At 71.4% G+C, this 24124-nt stretch carries 18 protein-coding genes; 8 read left to right on the top strand and 10 right to left on the bottom strand.

The annotated features are described in order from the left end of the window. The first annotated feature begins 118 nt into the window (after window positions 1-118). The 3 genes from OG948_RS06620 to OG948_RS06610 are packed head-to-tail and all read left to right on the top strand — an operon-like array spanning window position 119 to window position 3816. A complete protein-coding gene (locus tag OG948_RS06620) occupies window positions 119-601 on the top strand; it encodes a (2Fe-2S)-binding protein (protein ID WP_406294572.1) in 483 nt (160 codons plus the stop codon). A gap of 6 nt (window positions 602-607) precedes the next feature. Further along, window positions 608-1630 (top strand): FAD binding domain-containing protein, encoded by a 1023-nt coding sequence (locus OG948_RS06615; protein ID WP_406294570.1) that lies wholly within the window; start codon window positions 608-610, stop codon window positions 1628-1630. Further along, a complete protein-coding gene (locus OG948_RS06610; protein ID WP_406294569.1) occupies window positions 1627-3816 on the top strand; it encodes a xanthine dehydrogenase family protein molybdopterin-binding subunit in 2190 nt (729 codons plus the stop codon). The genes OG948_RS06615 and OG948_RS06610 overlap by 4 nt, the downstream gene beginning before the upstream one ends. A 33-nt stretch (window positions 3817-3849) precedes the next feature. Here the strand turns inward: OG948_RS06610 and OG948_RS06605 are convergent, their stop codons facing one another. Both OG948_RS06605 and OG948_RS06600 read right to left on the bottom strand, forming a co-directional pair. Then, on the bottom strand, window positions 3850-5529 hold the full coding sequence (locus OG948_RS06605; protein ID WP_406294567.1) for an ATP-binding protein: 1680 nt from the start codon (window positions 5527-5529) through the stop codon (window positions 3850-3852). Window positions 5530-5746: 217 nt separating this feature from the next. Then, window positions 5747-7951, bottom strand: coding sequence for a DEAD/DEAH box helicase (locus OG948_RS06600; protein ID WP_406294565.1), 2205 nt, complete (start codon window positions 7949-7951; stop codon window positions 5747-5749). Between the two features lie 208 nt (window positions 7952-8159). On the opposite strand from OG948_RS06600, the gene OG948_RS06595 reads away from it, so the two are divergent. The 4 genes from OG948_RS06595 to OG948_RS06580 all read left to right on the top strand — a co-directional run bounded on the left by OG948_RS06595 (window position 8160) and on the right by OG948_RS06580 (window position 12259). After that, a complete protein-coding gene (locus OG948_RS06595; protein ID WP_406294564.1) occupies window positions 8160-9920 on the top strand; it encodes an alpha-glucosidase in 1761 nt (586 codons plus the stop codon). Between the two features lie 29 nt (window positions 9921-9949). After that, complete coding sequence (locus OG948_RS06590; protein WP_406294562.1) at window positions 9950-10471, top strand: DUF4232 domain-containing protein; 522 nt, start codon at window positions 9950-9952, stop codon at window positions 10469-10471. A 171-nt stretch (window positions 10472-10642) separates the two neighbouring features. After that, window positions 10643-11845: a N(5)-(carboxyethyl)ornithine synthase gene (locus OG948_RS06585; RefSeq protein WP_406294561.1), complete on the top strand. Its 1203-nt coding sequence runs from the start codon at window positions 10643-10645 to the stop codon at window positions 11843-11845. 9 nt (window positions 11846-11854) lie between these two features. Next, entirely contained in the window at window positions 11855-12259 is a 405-nt protein-coding gene (locus OG948_RS06580; protein WP_406294559.1) for a hypothetical protein, read from the top strand. 75 nt (window positions 12260-12334) lie between these two features. On the opposite strand, the gene OG948_RS06575 is transcribed toward OG948_RS06580, so the two are convergent. The 8 genes from OG948_RS06575 to OG948_RS06540 all read right to left on the bottom strand — a co-directional run bounded on the left by OG948_RS06575 (window position 12335) and on the right by OG948_RS06540 (window position 22307). Further along, window positions 12335-12805 carry a hypothetical protein gene (locus tag OG948_RS06575; RefSeq protein ID WP_406294557.1) on the bottom strand — a complete coding sequence of 157 codons (471 nt, stop codon included), beginning with the start codon at window positions 12803-12805 and terminating at the stop codon, window positions 12335-12337. Window positions 12806-13467: 662 nt separating this feature from the next. Then, complete coding sequence (locus OG948_RS06570) at window positions 13468-14886, bottom strand: MFS transporter (protein ID WP_406294555.1); 1419 nt, start codon at window positions 14884-14886, stop codon at window positions 13468-13470. 216 nt (window positions 14887-15102) lie between these two features. Further along, complete coding sequence (locus OG948_RS06565; protein ID WP_406294553.1) at window positions 15103-16143, bottom strand: N-acetylglucosamine kinase; 1041 nt, start codon at window positions 16141-16143, stop codon at window positions 15103-15105. Continuing rightward, window positions 16131-17417: a 6-phospho-beta-glucosidase gene (locus tag OG948_RS06560; RefSeq protein ID WP_406294552.1), complete on the bottom strand. Its 1287-nt coding sequence runs from the start codon at window positions 17415-17417 to the stop codon at window positions 16131-16133. Before OG948_RS06560 ends, OG948_RS06565 begins: the two co-directional genes overlap by 13 nt. Further along, window positions 17414-18319, bottom strand: a complete 906-nt coding sequence (locus OG948_RS06555) for a carbohydrate ABC transporter permease (RefSeq protein WP_406294551.1) — start codon at window positions 18317-18319, stop codon at window positions 17414-17416. Before OG948_RS06555 ends, OG948_RS06560 begins: the two co-directional genes overlap by 4 nt. A 121-nt stretch (window positions 18320-18440) precedes the next feature. Next, the gene (locus OG948_RS06550; RefSeq protein WP_406294550.1) at window positions 18441-19406 is read right to left on the bottom strand and encodes a carbohydrate ABC transporter permease; all 966 of its coding nucleotides are present in this window, start codon (window positions 19404-19406) and stop codon (window positions 18441-18443) included. A gap of 4 nt (window positions 19407-19410) precedes the next feature. Further along, window positions 19411-20694, bottom strand: coding sequence for an ABC transporter substrate-binding protein (locus OG948_RS06545; protein ID WP_406300192.1), 1284 nt, complete (start codon window positions 20692-20694; stop codon window positions 19411-19413). A 401-nt stretch (window positions 20695-21095) separates the two neighbouring features. Continuing rightward, on the bottom strand, window positions 21096-22307 hold the full coding sequence (locus OG948_RS06540) for an ROK family protein (protein ID WP_406294549.1): 1212 nt from the start codon (window positions 22305-22307) through the stop codon (window positions 21096-21098). A 338-nt stretch (window positions 22308-22645) separates the two neighbouring features. On the opposite strand from OG948_RS06540, the gene OG948_RS06535 reads away from it, so the two are divergent. Next, complete coding sequence (locus OG948_RS06535) at window positions 22646-24079, top strand: sugar porter family MFS transporter (RefSeq protein WP_406294548.1); 1434 nt, start codon at window positions 22646-22648, stop codon at window positions 24077-24079. Window positions 24080-24124 lie beyond the last annotated feature (45 nt).

Genomic DNA, 24124 nt, shown 5'->3' with positions numbered 1-24124 from the left:
CCTCAGCCGGGCCGGCGCTTGAGGCCAACCCAACCGACCCGTGTATCACGGACCAAGGGGGGTACCAGCCCAGATCCCGGGCCGGGCGAACACGGCCCGAGAGCCCCCCGGAGGGACCATGCCACTCGAGCCCCCCGCCGACGAAGTCGAGCTCCACGTCAACGGCGAAGCCCGACGGCTCCGCGTCGACCCCCGCGTCACGCTCTTGGACGCGCTACGCGACGGGCTGGGGCTGACCGGCCCCAAGAAGGGCTGCGATCTGGGCCAATGCGGCGCCTGCACCGTGCTCCTCGACGGCCGCCGCATCACCTCGTGCCTGACCTTCGCCCTCATGCACGACGGCCGCGAGGTGACCACGATCGAGGGCCTGGACGGCGACCCCGAAGGGGAGTTGCACCCGGTGCAACAGGCGTTCGTGGACCACGACGCGTTCCAGTGCGGCTTCTGCACACCCGGCCAGATCATGTCGGCGGTGGCCCTCCTCGCCGAGGGCCACGCCGGCGACGACGACCAGGTCCGTGAATGGATGAGCGGCAACCTGTGTCGCTGCGCCGCGTACCCCAACATCGTCGCGGCGATCGCCGCCTCGGCCGGGCGGTAGGCCGCGATGCGCCCCTTCACCTACACCCGTCCGGCCGAACCCGCGCGGGCCTGGACCGAGCTCGGCCCGGACGCGATGTACATCGCCGGCGGCACCAACCTCGTCGACCTGATGAAGTGCGGTGTCGCCACGCCCACCGGCCTCGTCGACATCGGCCGGCTGCCGCTCACCGACCTGACGCCGGACCCGGCCGGCGACACGATCCGGATCGGCGCACTGGTCCCGAACAGCGACCTCGCCGCCCACCCGGTGGTGCGCGAGCGGCTGCCGGTGTTGTCCGAGGCCCTGCTGGCCGGCGCCTCCCCGCAACTGCGCAACCTGGCCACGCTCGGCGGCAATCTGCTCCAGCGCACCCGCTGCGGATACTTCCGCGACCCGACGATGCCGTGCAACAGGCGCGACCCCGGCTCCGGATGCGCCGCGTTGGACGGCGACCACCGGGGCCACGCGGTCCTGGGCACCAGCGAGCACTGCATCGCCACGCACCCCTCCGACCTCGCGGTCGCGCTGCTGGCGCTGGAGGCCCGGGTGTCGATCGACGGGCCGAACGGCCCGCGCGTCGAGCCGATCGAGGCGTTCCATCTGCCGCCGGGGGACACCCCGCACCGGGAGACCACGCTGACCCACGGCGAGCTGATCACCGGGGTCGAGGTGCCGACGACCGCGCTCGGCGCCCATTCGCACTACCTCAAGGTGCGCGAGCGGGCCGCGTTCGCGTTCGCGATGTGTTCGGCCGCGGTCGCACTGGAGGTACGCGAGGGGATCGTCCGGGACGCCCGGATCGCGCTCGGCGGCGTGGCGACCACACCGTGGCGGGCACGTTCGGCCGAGGCCGCGCTGATCGGCGCACCGCCGAGCAGCGCCGCGTTCGCCCACGCGGGTGACGCCGCCGCCGAGGGGGCCGTGCCGCGCAGGGACAACGCGTACAAGGTCGAACTGATCCGCCGGGTCGTCGCCCGCGCCCTGAACACCCTGGCCGCCCCGAGCACCCCGGAAGTCCCGAGCACCCCGGAAGGGGACCCCGCATGAGCCCGGAAACGCCCTGGATCGGCGCCGCCGAACCGCGCGTGGACGGCCCGGTCAAGGTCACCGGCACCGCGATCTACACCGGCGACGTGGCACTGCCCGACCTCGCGCACGCGGTGCTGGTGCAGAGCACCATCGCCAAGGGCCGGATCACCGGAACCGACATCGCCGCCGCCGAGACCGCGCCCGGCGTACTCGCGGTGTACATCTCCGACGGGTCGTTGGGCATCGGCCCGGTCGCGTCGTTCTACTCGGCCGACAACGGCCCGATGGGCGACGGCCGCACGCCGCTGTCCGACCCGGTGATCCATCACCACGGGCAGCACATCGCGATGGTGGTGGCGGAGACCCTCGAACAGGCGGTGGCCGGCGCCGAGTCGATCCGCACGCGGTACCGTCACGAAGCGCCGCTGGTGCGGATCGAGGATGCCATCGCGCAGACCCCGCCGGGCCGCGAGGACATCGTCCGGGGCGACCTGGCGACCGGTCTCGCGGTGGCCGACGTGACGGTGGAGGCGTACTACGAGACACCGCCGCAGCACATGAACCCGATGGAGCCGGGCGCGACCACCGCGCGCTGGTCGGGCGATCGGCTCACCGTGTACGACTCGACGCAGTATGTGGGCGGGGTGCGGGTCGCGCTGGCTGCCGCGTTCGGGCTGCCGGTGGACAAGGTTCGGGTGTTGTCCGGCTTCGTCGGCGGCGGCTTCGGCAGCAAGGGCACGGTCTGGCCGCACGTGCTGCTGGCCGCGGCGGCGGCGCGCCGGGTGGGCAGGCCGGTCCGGCTCGTGCTGACCCGCCCGCAGATGTTCACCTCGTGCGGCACCCGGCCGGCGACCCGGCAGCGGATCGTGCTGGGCGCGCACCGGGACGGCCGACTGACCGCGATCGCACACGACGGCACCACCGCCACCTCGCCCGGCGAGAACGTGGTCGAGTCGACCGGCGGGATCACCTCGACCCTGTACGCGTGCCCGAACGTCGCCATTCGGCAGCGGATCGTCCGGCTGGACATGCAGGCGCCGACCTTCCAACGCGGTCCCGGACGGGCCCCCGGATCCTTCGCGCTGGAATCCGCGCTCGACGAGCTGGCCCACGAACTGGGCATGGATCCGCTGGAGTTGCGGCTGCGCAATCACACCGACACCGACCCGTCGTCGGGTCGGCCGTGGTCGAGCAAGCACCTTCGGGAGTGCTACCGCGCGGGCGCCGAGCGGTTCGGTTGGGAACCGGACGACCGCACACCCGGCACCCGCCGCGAGGGCGACGTGCTGATCGGCACCGGGATGGCGACCGCGGCCCACGAGATGGACCCGGGAGCGGCCGCCGCCTACGCCGAACTGCGGGTCGACGGTTCGGCGGTGATCGGTGTCGCGTCGCACGACATCGGCACCGGGACGTACACGGTGTTCGGACAGATCGCCGCGGATGTGCTCGGCCTCGTGCCGGACCGGATCATCGTCCGCCTCGGCGACACCGATCTGCCCGAGGCGCCGCCGTCGATCGGCTCGCAGACCGTCGCCTACGTGGGCCCGGCGATCCGGCGCGCGTGCGAGGCGGTCCGCGACGATCTGCTCGCGGCGTCCGTCGCCGATCCGGAATCGCCGCTGTACCAACGGGAGATCGGCGCGATCGAGTTCGGTGCCGAGACGTTCGCGAGCGAGCTGGCGCGGATCGGGGTGCCCTCGTTGTCGGCGGTCGGCCACCACCATCCCGACGCGAACTCGCCGTACGCGGTGCAGTCGTTCGGCGCGCACTTCGCCGAGGTCGCGGTGGACTCGCTGACCGGTACGGTCCGGGTCCGGCGGATGGTCGGCGCGTTCGACATCGGCCGGGTGATCAATCCGCGTACCGCGCGCAGTCAACTGCTGGGCGGGATGACCTTCGGGCTGGCCCAGGCCCTGATGGAGGCGACCGCGATCGACCCGCGCCGGGGGCAGGTGGTCGAACCGCACCTGGCCGGCTACCACCTGCCGGTCAACGCCGATGTCGGCACGCTGGACGTGCTCTTCGTCGGCGGCCCGGACCCGCACCTCAGCGACCTCGGCGCGCGGGGCGCGGGCGAGATCGGCGTGATCGGCGCGGCGGCGGCGATCGCGAACGCGGTGTTCCACGCGACCGGCGTGCGGGTGCGTACGCTGCCGATCACGCCGGATCGGGTGGTGGCGGGCTCGGGCGCCGGGTGGTAGCGGGCAAGCCACCGGCGACTTGCCGGGCGGCGCCTATTCGGTCCGAGCCTTCCCGTCCGGACCCTTCCCGTCCGGATTCTTCTCGGCCGGAGTCTCCTTGGTCGGGGTCTTCTCGGTCGGCGACCCCGTGGGCGGTGTCGCTGCGGGTGGTTCCGTCATGGGGAGGGTGAAGGTGATCCGGGTTCCGGTGGTGTGTTCGGGGTCCAGCGCGATCGTGCCGCCGTGGAACTCGACGATGCGCTTGCACATGGCCAGGCCCATGCCGTTGCCCGGATACGCCTCGCGGGTGTTCAGGCGCTGGAAGATCACGAAGATCCGGTCGGCCTGGGCCGGATCGATGCCGATGCCGTCGTCGGTCACCGAGATCCGCCACATCCCGTCCACCGGCTCCGCGCGCACCGCGACGTGCACCGGCCGGTCCGGCTCGCGGAACTTCACCGCGTTGGCGATCAGGTTCTGGAGTACCAGGGACAGTTGGGTGCGATCACCGCGCACGGTGGGCAGCGGGTCGTGGTCGACCGCGGCGTCCGCCTCACGGATCGCGATGTCGAGGTCGCCGACCACCGTCTCGAACACCGCGTTCAGGTCCACCGAGGACTCGTTCGCCGGCCTGCGGCCGATCCGGGAGAAGGCGAGCAGGTCGTCGATCAGGGCCTGCATTCGGACCGCGCCGTCCACCGCGAAGGCGATGTACCGGTCGGCGCGCTCGTCCAGTCGGCCCTGGTACCGCTTCTCCAGGAGTCGGCAGAAGCTCGCCACCTTGCGCAGCGGTTCCTGGAGGTCGTGCGACGCGGCGTAGGCGAACTGTTCCAGGTCCGAGTTCGAACGGCGCAACTCGGTGGCCTGCTCGTCCAGGCGACGGCGGGCGTCGTCGGAGAAAGCCAGTTCGTCGGCGAGCCGGCGGCGCATCGCCTCCATGGCGTCGGCCAGGGTACGCAGATCGGCCGGACCGGTGGGGGTGATCTCGTGCCCGAACTCGCCCCGGGCCACCGCGTCCGCGTCCGCCACCAGTCGGCCCACCGGGAGTGTGACACCGCGACGCAGCCCCGCGAACACCATGATCGCGCCCGCCACGATCACCAGCGCGATCGCGCTGAACACCCACGTACGCAGGTCGCGGACGTCCTGGAGGTCGGCCCGGGCCAGGTCGCGCTGCCGTTGGAGGCGCTCCCGCTGGTCGCGCGTGGCCGCGCGCAGCGCCGGGTAGGGCGCCGGGTCGGCGACGGCCGCGCGTACCTCCGCCGGCGGCGCGGTCCCGGGCGCGACGGTCAGGGCCGGGCGGATCACCCGGTCCTCCCACGCCCGGGCACGCTCCAGCACCAGTCGCAGGCGATCCGTCGCAGCCGGGTCGTCGCGCAACAACTCGCGCAGTACCGCCACTTGTTCGCGCTCTACCTCGTGGCTCGCCGAGTACACCTCCAGGAGCGGCGCGTTCCCGGTCAGGACGTAGTCCCGGACCGAGGCGTCCTGGTCGCCGTAGGCGGTCTCCAGCCGCACCGCCGCGATCAGTGCCGGTGAGCTGTGGTCGACCAGACGCCCGTTGACCGACGTCGAACGTGCGAACACCCAGGTGCCGAGCAGCGCGAGCAGGGCCAGCACCACCAGCGTCGCGGAGACGCCCACGAGCAGCCAGCGCCGGGTGTCCCAGTCGTGCCGCCGTGCGCGGGTCGTCGACGGCCGCGATCGTGGGCCGGCCTCGTCGTGTCGCTCCACCGCACCATCCCCATCGTTCCGATCGTCGCGAACCCGCCGCCGGTGCCGGCCGTGCGGCCGGACCTGGTACGAGGACCGGTATCTGCCCGGAACGGTGATCTTTGCACCCGATCGGAACGGTGGATCGCGCGTTCACACCGCGCGCGCCGTGGGGGCCGGAGGCCCCGGCCGAAGCGGACACCATCGTTGTCCGGGGCGGGCCGACCCGACCGCGCGTTCAGCCCGCGGAGCCGGTCGCCCCCGCCGACGCGGCCCAGCGGCGCTGCTCGTCCTCGACGATCCGCCGGGCCATCGACACGTCGGACACGTCCACCGCGTCCGGGGTGGACTCGGCCACGTCGCTGCGCCGGGCGAAGGCGTCGAACAACCGCGACTTGTCGGCCAGGATGTTCAGCATCCGCTGATCGACGCTGTCCGGAGACAGCAGGCGATGCACCTGCACGGTGCGCACCTGGCCCATTCGGTTCACCCGCGCCTCGGCCTGATGCTCCATGGTGGGCTTGACCTGCGGTTCGCAGATCACCACGACCGAGGCCGCCTGCATGTTCAACCCGGTCCCGCCGGCCTGGATCTGCGCGAGCAACACCGCGTGCCCGGACACCGCCGAGAAGGCGTCGACCATCTCCTGCCGCCGGGCCGCCGGCACCGCGCCGTCGATCGGGCCGAACCGACGCTCGCCGTCCAGCGCGTCGCCCACGGTCGCGAGCACGTCCCGGAAGAACGAGAACACCACGACCTTCAGGCCGTTCTCGGCGGCCTCCGCGACGAGTTCGCGCAGCCGCTCCAACTTGGCCGAGTCGTCGGCGCACACGTACGCCGCCCGCCGCATGCGCATGAAGTTCCCGGCCGCCACCGCGTCGCGATACGCGGCCCGATCGGCGGCGCTGAACTCTTCCCACTCCTCGACCCGCAGCAGTGCCGGGAGTTCGGTCAGCACGTCCTCCTGGTTGCGGCGCAGGTAGGCCGGTGCCACCGCCTTCCGGAACGCGCGCGAGCCGGCCAGGGTGTTCCGGCCGTCGACGGCCGGCAGCAGCCCGGGTTGCAGGTAGCGCACCAGCGTGCGGAACTCCTCGACCCGGTTCTCCATCGGCGTGCCGGTCAGGAACAGGACGTGGTCGGCGTGTTCGGCCCAGCCGGCGATCGCGCGCGAGCGGGCGGTCTCCGGGTTCTTCGCGTAGTGCGCCTCGTCGACGACGAGCATCCCGACCGCGCCCGCGTCGGCGGCCCCGGGCAGTGACTTGAGTCCGTCGAACGTGGTGATCGCGACCCCGCCCGTTTCGCGCCAGTCGGCGAACGCGTCCCGCCGGGTCGGCCCGTACACCGGCACCACGCGCAACGTGCTGCGTTGGCGCACCTCGCGCTCCCAGTTGATCAGCACGCTCGCCGGACACACCACCAGGAACCGGGCGTTGCCGTGCGCGGCCAGATGGGCCAGTACCGCGATCGCCTGGACGGTCTTGCCCAGGCCCATCTCGTCGCCCAAAATCGATCGCCGTTGGCTGAGCGCGAACCGGGCCCCGAACGACTGGTATCCGCGCAGTGACACCCGCAGGTGACTCTCGTCCAGCGACTGCGCGTTGACCCGATCGGCGATCTCGGCGGGCACGAACCCCTCGCTCGCGTCCCGGTCCGGGACCCGACCGGAGACCGCGGCGAGCAGGCTGTAGTACTCCGCCGAGCGCACCTCGAAGTCGACCCAGGCCTCGATGTCGGAACCCGGGATGCGCAGCAGGTCCGTCGAGGTCTGCGCGAACGCGAGGGGAAGGCCGCGCGCGATCGCGTCCGCGGTCAGCGCGCGCAACTCGGTGACGGCCGCGGCGACCCGGGTGCGCTTCTCGGGGCGCGCGAACAACATCCGCAACCGGTGGCGACCGGGACCCGCCGCCGCGCGCAACTCACCCAGCCGCTCGGCCAGTCGCACGGCGCTCTCGACCGCGCGACGCGCCTCCGGGCCGGCCGCGACCACCGCGTACAGCGCGCGGACCAGTGCGGTGGTCTGCGGCGTGGGGTGGTCCGGGTCGATCCGGATGGTGACGGTCTCCTCGACCGCGCGGGCGATCTGCCGCGCGGCGGCCACCGCCTGCGCCACGGTCTGCTCGCCCACACCCGGCACCCGGCGCAGGGCGTACGGCTGCGCGTCGTGCACACTGCCCACCGACGTGTACCCGGCCTCCTCCAACGCGCCGAGCCGCAACCGCCCGCCGGTCGCCTCGCGCAACTGCGCGATCGGGATCTCGCGCAGGGCCTCGGCCACCAGTCCGGCCTGGAGCGGCCACAGCGCGGCACGTACCGCGTCGAGCGCGCCGGCGTGATCCGCGGCGACCGCGCGTGCGGCCGTGTGCAGTTGCTCGGCCGCCGCGAGGACGGGCCGCGCCCGTCCGCCGACGGCCGGATCGACGGGCTCGGCTCCGATCGCCGCCATCGCGTCCCCCGCTCGTGCCGTTGTGTGCGATGCGGGGAATCCTCCCATGCGGAATGTCGGGTGAGGGACGGGTTCGGGGCGTGTGCGCGGGAGGGGCGGTGCCCGCGTGCCGGACCGGTGAAGCGGGGCCCGGTGGGGCAGGACAGACACGGTGGCTTCGGCGGGATCCGCCGGGGTGTGGTCGACGCGGAGGGGACGGGTTCGAGGGATGGCACTCGACGGTTTGCGGGATGCGGACGACGCGTGGTGGAAGTCCGCGGTGGTGTACCAGATCTATCCGCGCAGCTTCGCAGACTCCAACGGCGACGGCATCGGGGACCTGGCCGGGATCACCGCGCGGCTGGACTATCTGATGGAGCTGGGCGTCGACGTGTTGTGGTTGTCGCCGGTCTACCCGTCGCCACAGGACGACAACGGGTACGACATCAGCGACTACCGGGACATCGACCCTTTGTTCGGCACTCTGGCCGACTTCGACCGGTTGCTCGCGTCGGTGCACGAGCGCGGGATGCGGCTGGTGATGGACCTCGTGGTCAACCACACCTCCGACGAGCACCCGTGGTTCCGCGAGTCGCGCGAGGGGCCGAACAGCGCCAAGCGGGACTGGTATTGGTGGCGGCCGGCGCGCAAGGGCGGGGACGCGGCGGGGGAGGGGGAGGGCTCGGAGTCGGCGGGTTCGGAGTCTGCGGGTTCGGAGTCGGCGGCGCCGAACAACTGGGGGTCGTTCTTCTCCGGGTCGGCCTGGCAACAAGACGGCGCGAGCGGCGAGTACTACCTGCACCTGTTCTCCCCCAAGCAGCCCGACCTCAACTGGGAGAACCCGCAGGTCCGGCAGGCCGTGTACGCGCTGATGCGGTGGTGGTTGGACCGCGGCGTCGACGGTTTCCGGATGGACGTGATCAACCTGATCTCGAAGGACCCCGACCTGCCGGACGGCGCGCTGCACGGCGACGGCCTCTACGGCGACGGCTCGCCGTACTACATCTGCGGTCCTCGGGTGCACGAGTACCTCCGGGAGATGCACCGCGAGGTCTTCGCCGGGCGGCCCGAACGGCTGCTCACCGTGGGCGAGATGCCCGGCGTGACGCTGGAGCACGCCCGCCTGTTCACCGATCCGGCGCGCGGCGAGGTGGACATGGTCTTCCAGTTCGAACACGTGGGGCTGGACTTCGGCCGCAGCAAGTTCGACGTGCGGCCGCTGCGACTGACCGACCTCAAGGCCTCGCTGGGCCGTTGGCAGACCGGCCTCGCCGAGGTGGGCTGGAACAGCCTGTACTGGAACAACCACGACCAGCCGCGGATCGTCTCGCGATTCGGCGACGACGGGCCCGAGTACCGGGTGCGCTCGGCGACCATGCTGGGCACCGTGCTGCACCTGCACCGGGGCACGCCCTACGTCTACCAGGGCGAGGAACTGGGCATGACCAACGCGCCGTTCGCCTCGATCGAGGACGTGCACGACATCGAGGCGCTGGGCCACTACACGCAGGCCGTCCGGGCGGGGGAGGACCCGGCGCGGGTCCTGGACGGGCTGCGTGCGCGGGGTCGGGACAACGCGCGTACGCCGATGCAGTGGGACGCGTCCGAGCACGCCGGATTCACCACCGGCATACCGTGGTTGCCGATCAATCCCAACCACACCACGATCAACGCGGCGGCGGCGGTCGCCGATCCGGAGTCGGTGTACCACCACTACCGCCGGTTGATCGCCCTCAGGCACAGCGAACCGGCGCTCGTGCACGGCGACTTCACCATGCTGCTTGCCGACGACGAGCGGCTGTACGCGTTCACCCGCCGGTATCGCGACACCACGTTCCTGGTGCTCGCCAACTTCACCGGCGAGGCGGTTCCGGTGCCGGTCGACCTGGTGGCGGAATGGGCGGACGCGCCGCTCGTGCTCGGGAACGCGGGGCCGATCGACGCGAAGGTGGTTCGGCCGTGGGAGGCGCGCGTACATCGGCGCGTGTAGCCAACCGTAACGGTGGATACAGAGAGTACATGAAGACTATTGCATCGGTCACCACACTTGCTCTGGCATCGTCCGTCCTGGTCGCCGGCGCGGCCTCGACCGCAGGCGCCGAGGGGAGCGCCGCCGCTCGCGCACGCTCGTGCGCCGAGGACTCGCTCGCCTACGACGCGCGTGCCCTGCCGCCGATCGCGAGCAGTGTCGTACTCGTCACGGTCACCAACGTCGGCGGCTCGGCCTGCACGATCGACCGCTTCCCGACGGTGACCTTCGCCGGCCTGGACGGCTCGGCGCGACCGGTTCCGCCGGTGTCGAGCGGGGAGCGGCGGCTCGACGCCGACGGGCGGTTGTACGCGGCCCTGCGCACCGACGACCGCGGCGGCTCGGCGCGCCATGTGCCGAGCCTGACCGTCTCGGCCGATCCGGCGTACGTCGGCAGCACCTTCACCGCGAGCGAGATCGGCGCTCCCGCACCCGGGATCGCGGTCTCCGACCCGATCACCACGCTGTGGCAGGACAGCGCGGACGAGGCGGTGAACGCGCTGCCCGGCTGAACGCGGGTGCGGGGTGCGGGGTCCCGGACCCCGGGCGTGGGGTGCGGGGTGCGGGGTCCCGGACCCCGGGCGTGGGGTGCGCGGCGGGCCGCGCGGGGCGGGGCGCGCGGCGCGGCCCGGGGCCGGGGGTCGGCTTGAGGGCGGATACTTGGGGTCTACCTAAGGAATCTCATGATTCGCAGGACCCGCATGACCATCGGCATTCTCGGCTCCTCACTCAAGGAGAACGAGCACCGGCTCCCGGTTCACCCGCTGCACGTCGAGCGGATCGCGCCGGACGTGCGCGAGAACCTGTTCCTGGAGGAGGGGTACGGCGAGCGCTTCGGCGTCGCGGACGGCGAACTGGTTCGGCACGTGGCCGGTCTGCTGCCGCGTAAGCGCCTGCTCGCCGAGAGCGACGTGGTGTTGTTGCCGAAGCCGACCCACGAGGACGTCGCCGCGTTGCGTGACGGCCAGGTGCTGTGGGGTTGGCCGCACTGTGTGCAGGATCCGACGATCACCCAGTTGGGGATCGATCGCAGGCTGACGATGATCGCGTGGGAGGAGATGAATCACTGGACCGCGGCAGGCGCGTTCAGCGTTCATGTGTTCCACAAGAACAACGAACTGGCGGGCTACTGCTCGGTGTTGCACGCGCTCGCGCTCGGTGGCGCAACCGGCAGCTACGGTCGCCGGATGCGTGCGGCGGTGCTCAGTTTCGGCGCGACCGCGCGTGGCGCGGTGATAGCCCTGGAGGCGATGGGTGTTTCGGACGTGACGGTGTTGACTTCGCGGGACGCGGTGGCGGTCGCGTCGCCGATGCCCTCGGTCGTGATGGGCCACTTCCAGTCGGGCGAGGACGACCCGTCGCGGTTGGACGCGCTCACCGAGGACGGGCCGGTGCCGCTGGGCAGCCACCTCGCCGGCTACGACATCGTGGTCAACTGCATCCGGCAGGACACCGACGCGCCCTTGACGTTCGTACTGAACCGGGATCTGCCGGAGTATCGGCCGGGTTCGTTCTTCATCGACGTCTCGTGTGACGACGGGATGGGCTTCGAATGGGCCCGCCCGACCACCTTCGAGGAACCGATGTTCACGGTCGGGGACAACTGCCACTACTACGCGGTCGACCACAGCCCGTCCTATCTGTGGGACTCCGCGACGTGGGAGATCAGCGAGGCCCTCGTCCCCTATCTCGGCACGGTGATGGACGGCCCGGCCGCGTGGGACGCGGACCCGACGATCGCGAAGGCGATCGAGATTCGCGACGGCGTGATCCGGAACCCGAAAATCCTCAGCTTCCAGGGCCGTTCCGCCTCGTACCCGCACCTTGCGGAGACGGGGACGGGGACGGGGGCGACTTCGGTGGCGAACGTGTCGTCGGGAGGGTAGGGGGCGCGGATGCGGGTTCGAGTGCTGCGACGTGCGGATGCCGAGCCGAGGCGGGTCGTGTTCACCTCCGAGATCGGCGACGGAATCGGTTATTGGAACGTCGGGCGGTCCTTTCCGCACCAACTCCCGATGCGGGGGGAGTGGTACGACGTCGAGGTCGATGCGCCGGACGACGTCGTGGACTGGACGCGCGTGCCGGTGGGAGCGCCCACCGGGTTCTCGCCCGTGCGGGACGGGATGGCGGTTTCCGGCGCGCTGGAATGGGTCGGTGGGTCTGATCCGCGCCAGGTCGTGATGCGGCTGGGCCTCGGGATCATCACGATCGACGTGGCCCGGGGGATCGAGGACCTGTCGGTGGGCGACGTGATCCGCTTCGAGACGCCTTGGCTCGAACTCTGGCCGTACGTGTTGTGAGCACACTCGGCGAAGGCCCTCGTATCCGCTCGGGTATGAGGGCCTTCGCCGAACCGTGTCGTTGCTGCTGCTCGTCTACTTGTTGTCGTTCCAGTTGGGGCCGTGGGAGCCGCCTGGGCCGGTGCGGGTACGGGGGTGGTCGGCGGGATCGGCGGACCATGTGGCGGTGGGCTGGTCGGCGGCCCGGGGTTCGGGGCCGGTGTGCTCGGCGTGGGCTTCGGCCTGCGTGGCGCGCTCACGGGCCTGGGCGGCTTCCTCGCGGGCGGCGGCGGATTGGCGTTCGAGGGTGGCGCGGTCGAGGGCGCGCCGTTCGCGGTTTCGGCGGGCCCGGCTCATCCGCGCCTTGCCGCCCATCATGAGCAGGCCGACGCAGAAGATCAGGCTGAGCGCCAAGCCGGCGCAGAAGATCGCCAGCGAGTTGAGCGTGACCATGTCGGTGTCGAAGATACTCACCGTGTACTCGGGCCCGCCCGACGTGTTGTAGGCGATCAGCAGAGCCGCGAACGCTCCGGCGCACGCGGCGAGCAGCAGTCCCAATAGGAACATGGCTTCATCCTTGTCCAGAGGCGGATGATCGTCCCCCGCAAAAAACGCCTACCCGCTCGCCCCCACCTCACACGAACCCGGAGACGGAGGCGGGACGGGGCGCGCGGGGCGCGGGGCGCGGGGCGCGGGGCGCGGGGGTGTGGGTGTGGGGAGCGGCGAGATGGGACGTGGGCGCGCGGTGGCGTGGGGGTGTGGCCGAGTGGCCGTGCGGCACTTACGCCGGCCTCGCGCGTGCCGGTTTGCCGGGGCCGAGCCACTCACGCCGGCCTCGCCCGTGCCGAGCCACTCACGCCGGCCTCGCCCGTGTCGGCCACCCACGCCGGCCACCCACGCCGGCCACCCACGCCGGCCACCCACGCCGGCCACCCACGCCGGCCACTCACGCCGGCCTCGCCCGTGTCGGCCACCCACGCCGGCCACCCACGCCGGCCACTCACGCCGGCCTCGCCCGTGTCGGCCACCCACGCCGGTTACCCGGGTCGGTCCGTGTCCCTGCCCGGCGTCCTCGCCTGTCGCCGGTACCGGCCAGCGTTCGCGCCGGTACCCGCCCGCGTTCGCGCCGGTACCCGCCCGGCTTCCTCGCGTGCCGGTTGTGCCTTCCGTGGCTGCCGCCCGGGACGCCGTGTCCGTGTCTGTTGTTCGGGTGCGGGCTTATCGCGTGGTCAGGGCCGGGGCTTGGGGTGGGTGGTTTTGTGGAGTAGGGGGATTGAGGCGATGAGGAGGATCGGGAGCAGGAGGAAGGCGGTGCGGACCGGCATGAGGTCGGTGGCGAGGCCGAGGAGGAAGGGGGCGCCGCCCGCGGCGAGGGTGGTGGCCACGGCCAGACGGGAGACGGCGAGGTCGGTTCGGCCGGCGGCGGCGCGGATGGCGGCGGCGGTGGCCAGCGGGAATTGCACGGACATGCCCAGGCCGGAGACGAACAGGCCGACGTAGGCGAGCCAGGGGACCGTGGCCGACCAGAACAGCGCGAAGCCGACCAGGTTCACCGCGACGGCGCCGCCGTACAGCCGATCCAGCGCGACCCGCAGCGCGAGTCGGCCGCCGACCATGCGCCCCAGGCACAGGCCGGCCACCACGGCGGTCATCGCGGTGGCGGCGGCGCTCTCGGACATCCCGGTGCGATCGCGCAGCAGCGTGGAGGCCCAGAGGGAGAGGGAGAATTCGACCGCCACCGAGCACACCGTCAACAGCCACGCCCACCAATAGGCCGGGGGCAGCGATCCGCGCGACTTGCCCGACTCGGGTGACTCGCCGGACCCGCGCGGCTCTCCAGACCCAAGCGACCCACCCAGCCCAGGCGACTTGCCCGACCTGTGCGATGCCTCCGACTCAGGCGACCCAGGCGACGTGCTTGACCCATGCGTCGTGCCGGATCCACCCGACCCAGGCAACTCGCCCGGCCCAGGCGACCCGAGAGCCCCGCCCGATCCAGGCGACCCACCCGACCCGGACGCTTCACCCGACGCACCGGTGACCGGCGGAGGCGTCGGTGTCGTTCGCGGCAGGTCCGGGATCGGGGTGCGGGCGAAGGCCAGGGCCAGGGTGCCGAAGAGGGCCGGGACCAGGATCATTGCCCAGCGCCAGCCCGCGCCGGAGGAGTCCAGCACGCCGATCAGGAGCGGTGCGGCCATTCCGACGCCGGCCGCGAGGCCGTTCGCCTCGCTCAGGGCGCTCGGTCCGGCGATCGGACCGTGGTGGTCGGCCAGCGCCGTGCCGGCCACGTTGACCACCAGGAACGCGCCGAAGCCGCACAGCAGGGCCGCGCTCAGCGACACCGCCGGCGTTCCCGCCGCGCAGTACGCCAGCACACCGACGCTCAGCAGCACACAGCCCGCCCACAACGTGCGCCCACGCCCGAACCGGCGCATCGGCCGATCGCCCAGCAGCGCGATCAACACGCCCGCCGCCGCGTAGGCCGTACTGTGCAGCGCCGCCACCGCGTTGCTCACGCCCAGGTCGTCGCCGAGCAGCGTGACCGAGGGGCCGAAGCAGTACAGGAAGTAGCCGAACGCGGCCATGTGCAGGTACAGCAGCCACGTCGCGCGGTCGCGGGTGAAGCCCGATATCGAGCCGTCGATCACGCGAAATCGCCCACTGTCGTCCTCGTCCGCATCATGTGGGCCCCGTCGCGGATCATCCCGCCCCGCCGGGATCGTATGCGACCGACGCGCACACGCGGGGTATTCGGCCCGCAACCCCCGGTCGAGCGGGGGTCGACCGCCCGCGACCGCCCGCGCGACCGTCCACGAGCACCCACACCCCCGCCCACCCGGAACCGACCCCGGCTCAGCCCCCGCTCAGGCCGACGTCCGCGTCCAGCGCGTGCGCAACAGGCGCTCCGCCTCGCCCCCCGGGTCGGCCGGCGCCCGGCCGTCCGAGCGCAGTCGATCCAGGCCCAACAGCGCCGCCCCCACCACCGGCGGATCGACCGCGACCCGCAACACCGCCCGCGGCGCGGAACCCAGGATCAGCCGCTCGACCGCCGCCATCAGCAGCGGCGGCCGGGCCGCGAGGACCCCGCCGCCCAGCACGACGTCGGTCTCCTCCGCGAGCAGATCCAGCCGTCGCAGCGCGATCACCGCCATCATCGCGATCTCCCCGGCCTGGCGCTCCACCACCTCGCCCGCCACCGCGTCCCCGGCCTCGGCGATCCGGAACAACAACGGGACCAGTTCGTGCAACCGTTCACCGGACAGCTCGCCCAGGTGCACCGCCTCGGCCACCGCGGTCGCCGACGCCAGACCGAAGTGGTCGGCCGTCGCGCCCGCCAACGTGGTCGCCGGACCCCGCCCGTCCTCGGCCCGCACCGACGACCACATCACCTCCTCCATCAGGCCCAGCCCGCCGCCCCAGTCGCCGGTCATCCGCCCCAGCGACGGGAAGCGCGCGGTCCGGCCGTCCGGCAACAGGCCGACGCAGTTGATCCCGGCCCCGCACACCACCGCGACCCCGCGCGGGGTGTCGGTACCCGAACGCAGCACCGCGAACGTGTCGTTGCCGACGGTGACCGTACGGGCCCAGCCGCGGTCCTCGAACTCCTTGCGCAGCCGCTGCTCCTCCACCGGCAGGTCGATGTTGGCCAGATACGCCGCGATGTGCTCCACCGGCCCGACCCCCGCGGCCGTCGCCAACACGTCCTCGACCAGCGCGGCGATGCGCTCGACCGCCACGTCCTGGCCGAGCTGGTACGGCGCGTACCCCGCACCCCGACCGCGCCCCCACACCCGACCGTCCGCGTCGACCACCGCGACATCGGTCTTGGAGTTGCCCGCGTCGATCGCGAGCACGGCCGGGACCGATGCGGCGGAATCGGCCCCGCCCTCCGTCACCGGGCCCACGGCAGGTGCTCCTTGCCCGCCGCCAACAACCGGTCGGTGAGCGCCTCGGCGATGTCGTACTGCCCGACCAGCGGATGGGCGAGCAGCGCGGTGACCACCCGATCGCGTCCACCGCGCAGCGCCGCGTCCAGCGCGAGCTCCTCGTACGCGGCCACGTGTGCCACCAGCCCGGAGTGCAGCGGCCCCAGCGGTGGCACCGCGAGCGGCGTCGCGCCGCTCGCGTCGATCAGGGACGGTACCTCGATCACCGCGTCGTCCGGCAGGAACGGCAAGGTGCCGTTGTTGCGCACGTCGGCGACCTGGATCCGGTCGCCCTCGTCGGTGCTCGTGCCCAGCAGCGCGGCGACCAGCGCCACCGCCGCCTCCGAGTAGTAGGCCCCGCCCCGGTTCTCCAGCAGCGCGGGCTTGGTGTCCAGCGTGGGGTCCCGGTACAGCTCCAGCAACTCCCGCTCGATCGCCGCCACTTGCCGCGCCCTCGACTCGGTGTGCCGCTGCTGGGAGACCACCGCGTCGTGCGCGTAGAAGTAGCGCAGGTAGTACGACGGCACGGTGCTCTGCGCGCGCAGCAGCTCCACCGGCAGTTCGATGTCCGCGGCGATCGCCGGGCCGTGCTCGGCGAGCAGCGTCGGGAGCAGGTCCGGACCCGGCTCGCCCGACTCGTCCAGGACGTGCACCCCGCGTTCCCAGGTCAGGTGGTTGAGCCCGACGTGGTCCAGCCGCACCCGGTTCGGCGTCACGTCGAGCATCGCGGCGAAGCGCCGCTGGAAGCCGATCGCGACGTTGCACAGCCCCACCGCGCGGTGACCCGCGTCCAGCAGGGCACGGGTGACGATGCCCACCGGGTTGGTGAAGTCCACGATCCACGCGTTCGGCGCGGCGCGGCGCACCCGTTCGGCCGCGTCCAGCACCACCGGGACGGTACGCAGCGCCTTGGCCAGGCCGCCCGCGCCGGTGGTCTCCTGTCCCACGCAACCGCAGTCCAGCGGCCACTCCTCGTCCTGCCCGCGGGCCTCCTGACCACCCACCCGGAGCTGGAAGAGCACCGCGTCGGAGTCCTCGACCCCCGCGTCCAGGTCATCGGTCAGCACCACCCGGGCCGGGTGTCCGTACCGGGCCAGGATGCGGCGCACCACCGCGCCGACCGGCTCGAGTCGTTCGATCACCGGGTCCACGAGCACGAGTTCGTCGACCGGCAAGGTTGCGCGCAACCGGCCCAATCCGTCGGCCAGTTCGGGCGTGTAGGTGGACCCACCGCCCACCACCGCGAGCTTCAACCCTTTACTCCCGTCAAAGTCACGCCCTCGATGAACGCCTTCTGGGCGAAGAAGAACACGAGGATCACCGGCGCCATCACGAGGAGTGTGGCGGCCATCATGAGATTCCAATTGACCTGATGTGCGCCCTTGAACGACTCCAGGCCGTAGGACAGGGTCCACGCGCCCGGATTCTCGGACGCGTACACCTGTGGACCGAAGTAGTCGTTCCAGCAGTAGAAGAACTGGAACAGCGCGACCGCCGCGATCGCCGGCCGGATCATCGGCACCACGATCGAGATCAGGATGCGCAGCTCGCCGCACCCGTCCACCCGGGCCGCGTCCAGGTATTCGGACGGGATGGTGAGCAGGAACTGGCGCAGCAGGAAGATGGTGAACGCGTCGCCGAAGGCCATCGGGATGATCAGCGGCCACAACGTCCCGCTCAGGTGCATCTGCTTGGCCCAGAAGATGTACATCGGGATGACGATCACCTGCGGCGGCAACATCATCGAGGAGATCACCAGCATCAGCGCCACGCCCCGGAAGCGGAACCGGAACTTGGCCAGCGCGTAGGCCACCGGCAGGCTGGAGACCACGGTGAACAGGGTGCCGAGTCCGGCGTACATCAGCGTGTTGCGCCACCACGTGCCGAAGCCCGGGGTCTCCATCACCTTCTTGTAGTTGCCCCACTCCCACGAGGTGGGCCACAGGTCGCTGGTCAGCGCCTGCTTGTTGCTCATCACCGAGGTCAGGAACAGGAACACGAACGGCAGGATGAAGAACAGTACGGCGGTGACGGCGAGCGTGTGCACGCCGATCCAGGTCAGTACGCGCTTGCGCCGTCGTGGGCGCGGCGGCGTCCGGGCGGGCGCGATCGCGGGCTTGATGCCGGCGGCCTCGGCCGTGACGGTCTGGGCCATGGATCCGATCCCTTCTGGGCACGGTGGATCGTCGAACTCGGTTTTCCGGTCCGGGTTTCCGTGACCGGCGAGGGGCGCGGGCGCGGTGCGCACACACGCTCGGTCGTCGTCGAACAGCCCGTCAGTCGTCGTCGAGCAGGCCCGAGCGGCGGCGCAGCAGCAGGAAGGTGAACGCCATCGCGATCACGAACAGGAGCAGCGAGATCACACACGCGGCACCCGTGTTGAAGGTGGAGAAGCCTTCCTCGTAGACCAGTTGCGGCAGGGTCAGGGTGGTGCCCTGCGGGTAGCCCGGTTCGAAGGACTGGCCGGAGTTGCCGATGATGCCGCTCGCGACCTTTCCGGCCACCATCGCCTGCGTGTAGTACTGCATCGTCTGGATCACGCCGGTGACCACGGCGAACAGCACCACCGGGGTGATCGCCGGCCAGGTCACGTAGCGGAAGCGCTGCCACGGCCCGACGCCGTCCAACTCGGCCGCCTCGTACTGCTCGCGCGGCACGTCCAGCAGCGACGCGGTGAAGATCACCAGCAGGTCGCCGATGCCCCACAGGGCGAGCAGGGTCAGCGCCGGCTTGGACCAGTCCGGGTCGTTGAACCAACCCGGTTGCGGCATACCGACGTTGCCGAGCAGGTGGTTGACCGGTCCGGTGCCCGGGTTGAGCAGGAACGCGAAGCCGATCGTGGCGGCCACCGGCGGGGCCAGGTAGGGCAGGTAGGACAGCGTGCGGAAGAGCCCGCCGCCGCGCTTGAGCCGGATCGCCAACATGCCCAGGCCCAGGCCGAAGATCACCCGCAGGGTGACCATCACCGCCACCAGCCACAGCGTGTTGCGCAACGCCTGCCACAGCGGCGGGTAGTCGTTGAGCACGTAGTTCCAGTTGCGCAGGCCCACCCAGACCGGCGCGTTGATCAGGTCGTAGCGGGTGAACGAGTAGTACACGGTCGCGCCGAGCGGATACGCGAAGAAGACCGAGAAGCCGATCAGCCACGGGGACAGGAACGCGAGCGTGCGCAGGTTCCGCCGGCGGCGCTGCCTGCGCAGCGCCGCCGGGACCTTCGCCGCCGCGGGGGCGGTCGTGGTCATCGGATCACTTGACCTGGGCCACGTCGGTGTCGATCTGCTTGTCCAGATCGGCCAGGCTCTTGGTCAGGTCACCACCCTGGCCGGCCTCCCACTTGTAGGCGTACTCGGACAGGGTGACCTGGTACTTGCCGCCGTTGGGGCTGGCCGGCGTGGTGTTGCTGGCGGGGTGCTTGAAGGCGTCGATGAACGGCTTGAAGTGCTCGTCGTTGGCCAGCGGTGACGCGGCCAGCGCGGCGTTGGTGCTGGGCACGTTGTGGATCGCCTGCGAGAACGCGTTCAGCGCGTCGGTGTCGGTGGTCACGAACTTGACGAACTCCCAGGCGGCGGCCTGGTGGTGGCTGGACTTGGCGATGCCGACGGTGGTCCCGGTGAGGTAGCTGCGGCCGTACTTGTCGGCCTGGTCGTCCGGGACCGGGAACGGCGCGGTGCCGTAGTTCAGCTTCGGCGCGTCCTGGGCGATCATCGCGGTGCGCCACTCGCCGTCCATGGTCATCGCGAGCTTGCCGCTCATGAACGGATTCTCCGCGGAGAACTCCTCACCGAACGTGGTGCGGAACTTCTCCAGCTTGTCGAATCCGCCCTGGCTCTCCACGAATTGCTTCTGCCAGTTGAAGAACTGCGGGACGACCGGGTCCTTGGACAGGTTCGACTTGCCGTCGGGCGTCTGGTACGTCGGGCCGAACTGGGCCAGCGTGTGCGCGGCGGAGAACTCGTAGGCGTGGAAGGTCGGCACGAAGCCGGCCACCTTGAACGTCCCGTCCCCGTTGAACTGGTTGAGCTTCTTGGCGGTCTCGGTCAGCTCGGTGAACGTCTTCGGCGGCTGGGTGATGCCCGCGGCGGCGAACATGTCCTTGTTGTAGTACAGGCCGTAGGCGTCGGCGAGCAGCGGCAACGCGCAGCGCTTGCCCTGGAATTGGGTGTAGTCCAGCACCGGCTTGGGGAAGGTCGCGGCCGGGTCGATGCCGGACTTGGCCAGCCACGGCGCCAGATCGGTCCACGAGCCCGACGTACAGAACTGGCCGACGTTGTCGGTGGTGAACGAGGAGACCACGTCCGGGCCCTTGCCGGAGCGGATGCCCTGGGTGATCTTGTCGTCGGTGACGTTGGAGACGATCTTGACCTTGATGTTGGGGTGCTTCACGTTGAACTTGGCGACCAGGTCCTCGACCGCCTTGGTCTCGCTCTCGGCGCTCCAGCCGTGCCAGAAGGTGATGGTGACCTTCTTGTCGGGCGCCTCGTTCGCACCGGTTCCCGAGCCGCCGTCGTCGCCGGCGCACGCGGAGGCCATCAGGGCGAGCGTGGCGGCACACGCGAGGGTCGTGATGGAACGACGGAGCCGTGGGAGTCTGTGCACTGGGTCCTCCTCCGGAGATGGCTGCGGCGCGGCCGGGACGAGCGGCGCCGGGGGCCTTGCGGTGGTACGGCGGAGCCTGGGCTGCTGCGAAGTGGCTTGCGGTGCAGGGGTGTTGCAGCCGAACCGTGGTGCCGGTGGTACCGGTGGCGGCGGCGACGTCGAAGGTGCCGACGGTGCCGGTGGTACGGGTGAGGGAACCGAGGGCCGAGGCGGGGGCCGGGGCATCGGTCGGTACCCGCGGGTGCGAAGGATCCGGTCTTGTGGCGCCGTGCGGTGGTCCGGTGATCCGCTGATGCGTGCGTGCGTGCGTGCGCGTGCGTGTGCGTGTGCGTGCGTCAGGTCGTGGTGAAGACGACGTCACGCGCGACGTCGAGCGCCGCGTGCACGGCGCCGGTGAGGACGGGGTTGGCGGGTACGTCGCCGAGCACGACGCGCGGACGCGGGATCGCGAGGCGGTGCAACTCGCCCACCACGCGGGAGCGCAACGCCTCGCCGCCGGCCATCGGGATGGCCCCCGACAACACGACGAGCCCCGGATCGAGCACCGAGACGATCACCGCGAGGCCGACCGCGAGTCGGTTGGCCAGCTCGTCGAGGAAGGCCCCACCACGCGAGTCGGTGGCGCGCACCGCTCGGGCGACCGCCTGCGGCGCGGTACGGCTGCCCACCCCATAGGCGCGGGCCAGGGACAACACGGCGGGCGCGCCCGCGAGTTGCTGGAAGCCGCCGGTGTTGCGGCGGCTGACGTCGTGCGGCAGCGGGGCGCCGGGCATCGGCATGTAGCCGACCTCGCCCGCGCCACCGGTGGAACCCCGGTGCAGTCGGCCGCCGAGCACGATCGCGCACCCGATGCCCTCGTCGACCCACAGCAGGACGAAGTCGCCGCCGTCGCGCGCGGATCCGTCCCGTTGCTCGGCGAGCGCGGCCAGGTTGACGTCGTTCTCCACGTCCACGGTCAGGCCGAGTTCCTCGCGGATGGCGTCCAACACGCCGGGGGTGTGCCAGCCCGCGAGGTGCCGGCCGTAGCGGAACTGTTCGGTGGTCGGGTCGAACGCGCCGGGAATGCCGATCACCACGTGGGCGAGATCGGCGAGGTCGAGGCCGGCGGGCCTGGCCGCGGCGCGCACCGCGTCCCGAATCCGGCCGGGGGTGTCCGCCGCCTCGCGGCGTGGCGTGGGCATTTCGTGCTCACCGACCACGCGTCCGGCCAGGTCGGCGATGGCCACCCGGATCCGGGCGGGCGTGACGTCCAGGCCCGCGACGTGTCCCGCCGCGGGGTTGATCTCGTACAACTGGGCGCCCGGTCCGCGGCCACCCTCGGTGGTGCCGACCCCGACGACCAGGCCGGCCGCCTCCAGGCGGGAGAGCAGCTGTGAGGCGGTCGGTTTCGACAAGCCGGTCATCGAGCCGATCTGGCCTCGGGAGAGCCGCCCGTGCCGCAAGAGGAGTTCGAGCGCGGCCCGGTCGTTGATGGCCCGCAAGAGGCTCGGCCGCCCGGCCTGCTCCCGCCCGGACGCTCCCGCGCCGCGCTCGGTGCTTCCGGCCATGAGCGGTTCTCCCTCTCGCCACTGTTAGGAAACCTTCCTAAGAGTTGTAGAGGAAATTAGGCCCGCCCTCTCGGCACTGTCAAGGGTGTCCGGCAAGGTCGTTACCGGACCGCGTCCACCCGTTCGGCGGACCGTGCGGACGGACGGCGGGAGGCGCGGGCGCGCGGGTGGACGCCGTCCGCGCGTCATCGGCACGCGTCCGCACGCCATCCGGGCGCACCGCATGGTTAGGCGGGTGATCTCGGGCAACTCTCAGAGTCCGGCGACTTCTCCGAAGCAGCGCACCGCACACACCGCGCCGGGTTCGGGACGAGGTGCACAGACCGCAGGAGGCGGCGTTGGCCGGCAGCACAGGGACAACCGGGCAGTCGAGCGGGGGCTCCTACTCGGAGCACCTCGGCCACGTCGTCTTCATCACCGCCGCCGCCGCGATGGGCGGGTTTCTCTTCGGCTACGACAGTTCGGTGATCAACGGCGCGGTCGAGGGCATCCGCGGCAAGTTCGAGCCCGGATCCAGCCTGCTCGCCCAGGTGGTCGCCGCCGCGCTGGTGGGCTGTGCGATCGGGGCCGCGGTCGCCGGGCGGATCGCCGACCGGATCGGCCGGATCCGGGTGATGCAGATCGCCGCCGTGCTGTTCGCGGTCAGCGCGGTGGGCTCCGCGCTGCCGTTCGCGCTGTGGGACCTGGCGATGTGGCGGGTGCTCGGCGGGGTGGCGATCGGGATGGCGTCGGTGATCGGTCCGGCGTACATCGCCGAGGTCGCGCCACCCGCCTATCGCGGTCGGCTCGGTTCGTTCCAGCAGGCCGCGATCGTCACCGGCATCGCGGTCTCGCAACTGGTCAACTGGGGCATCCTCAACCTCGCCGACGGCGATCAGCGCGGCGAGTTGATCTTCGGCCTGGAGGCGTGGCAGGTGATGCTGGGCGTGATGGTGCTGCCCGCCGTGCTGTACGGCGTGTTCACCTTCGCCATCCCCGAGTCGCCGCGCTTCCTGCTCTCGGTGGGACGCGTGGATCAGGCCAGGAAGGTGCTGGCCGAGGTGGAGAGCGACGACGTCGACCTGGACGCGCGCGTCGCGGAGATCACCGAGGCGATGCGCCGCGAGCACAAGTCCACCTTCAAGGACCTGCTGGGCGGCGGCGGGTTCCTGTTCCTGCCGATCGTGTGGGTCGGCATCGGGCTCTCGGTGTTCCAGCAACTGGTCGGCATCAACGTGATCTTCTACTACTCGGCGTCGTTGTGGCAGTCGGTGGGGATCGACCCGAACAGCTCGTTCCTGTACTCGTTCACCACGTCGATCATCAACATCATCGGCACCGTGATCGCGATGTCCCTGGTCGACCGGGTGGGCCGCAAACCGCTCGCGCTGGTCGGCTCGGCCGGCATGGCGATCTCGCTCGGCATGGTCGCGTGGGCGTTCTCGGCGCGGACCGGCCAGGGCAAGAACATCAAGCTCCCGGACACCGAAGGCACCGTCGCGCTGATCGCGGCCCATTCGTTCGTGCTGTTCTTCGCACTGTCGTGGGGCGTGGTGGTGTGGGTCTTCCTGGGCGAGATGTTCCCGAACCGGATCCGCGCCGCCGCGCTGGGCGTGGCCGCTTCCGCGCAGTGGATCGCCAACTGGGTGATCACCGTGTCGTTCCCGACGCTGTCGGACTGGAACCTGTCGGCGACCTACGTGATGTACGCGTGCTTCGCGGTCCTGTCCATCCCGTTCGTGCTCAAGTTCGTCCCGGAGACGAAGGGCAAGACGCTGGAGGAGATGGGCTGAGCCCGGCGCCGGCGGCCGGGACCGCGCAGCGGGCCGTGCCGGCGG

Origin of the sequence: Embleya sp. NBC_00888, assembly GCF_045207655.1 — a bacterium.
Classification (GTDB): domain Bacteria; phylum Actinomycetota; class Actinomycetes; order Streptomycetales; family Streptomycetaceae; genus Embleya.
The sequence above is the reverse complement of the archived record's forward strand: the minus strand, read 5'-3'. Positions and strand labels throughout refer to the sequence as shown.

What these genes read in the sequence shown, in the direction of transcription:
- OG948_RS06590 (WP_406294562.1), top strand. Translation starts at nt 9,950, where the DNA reads ATGAAGACTATTGCATCGGTCACCACACTTGCTCTGGCATCGTCCGTC.
- OG948_RS06550 (WP_406294550.1), bottom strand. Translation starts at nt 19,406, where the DNA reads ATGACCACGACCGCCCCCGCGGCGGCGAAGGTCCCGGCGGCGCTGCGC.
- OG948_RS06595 (WP_406294564.1), top strand. Translation starts at nt 8,160, where the DNA reads ATGGCACTCGACGGTTTGCGGGATGCGGACGACGCGTGGTGGAAGTCC.
- OG948_RS06580 (WP_406294559.1), top strand. Translation starts at nt 11,855, where the DNA reads ATGCGGGTTCGAGTGCTGCGACGTGCGGATGCCGAGCCGAGGCGGGTC.
- OG948_RS06545 (WP_406300192.1), bottom strand. Translation starts at nt 20,694, where the DNA reads ATGGCCTCCGCGTGCGCCGGCGACGACGGCGGCTCGGGAACCGGTGCG.
- OG948_RS06600 (WP_406294565.1), bottom strand. Translation starts at nt 7,951, where the DNA reads ATGGCGGCGATCGGAGCCGAGCCCGTCGATCCGGCCGTCGGCGGACGG.
- OG948_RS06585 (WP_406294561.1), top strand. Translation starts at nt 10,643, where the DNA reads ATGATTCGCAGGACCCGCATGACCATCGGCATTCTCGGCTCCTCACTC.
- OG948_RS06575 (WP_406294557.1), bottom strand. Translation starts at nt 12,805, where the DNA reads ATGTTCCTATTGGGACTGCTGCTCGCCGCGTGCGCCGGAGCGTTCGCG.
- OG948_RS06615 (WP_406294570.1), top strand. Translation starts at nt 608, where the DNA reads ATGCGCCCCTTCACCTACACCCGTCCGGCCGAACCCGCGCGGGCCTGG.
- OG948_RS06620 (WP_406294572.1), top strand. Translation starts at nt 119, where the DNA reads ATGCCACTCGAGCCCCCCGCCGACGAAGTCGAGCTCCACGTCAACGGC.
- OG948_RS06540 (WP_406294549.1), bottom strand. Translation starts at nt 22,307, where the DNA reads ATGGCCGGAAGCACCGAGCGCGGCGCGGGAGCGTCCGGGCGGGAGCAG.
- OG948_RS06610 (WP_406294569.1), top strand. Translation starts at nt 1,627, where the DNA reads ATGAGCCCGGAAACGCCCTGGATCGGCGCCGCCGAACCGCGCGTGGAC.
- OG948_RS06555 (WP_406294551.1), bottom strand. Translation starts at nt 18,319, where the DNA reads ATGGCCCAGACCGTCACGGCCGAGGCCGCCGGCATCAAGCCCGCGATC.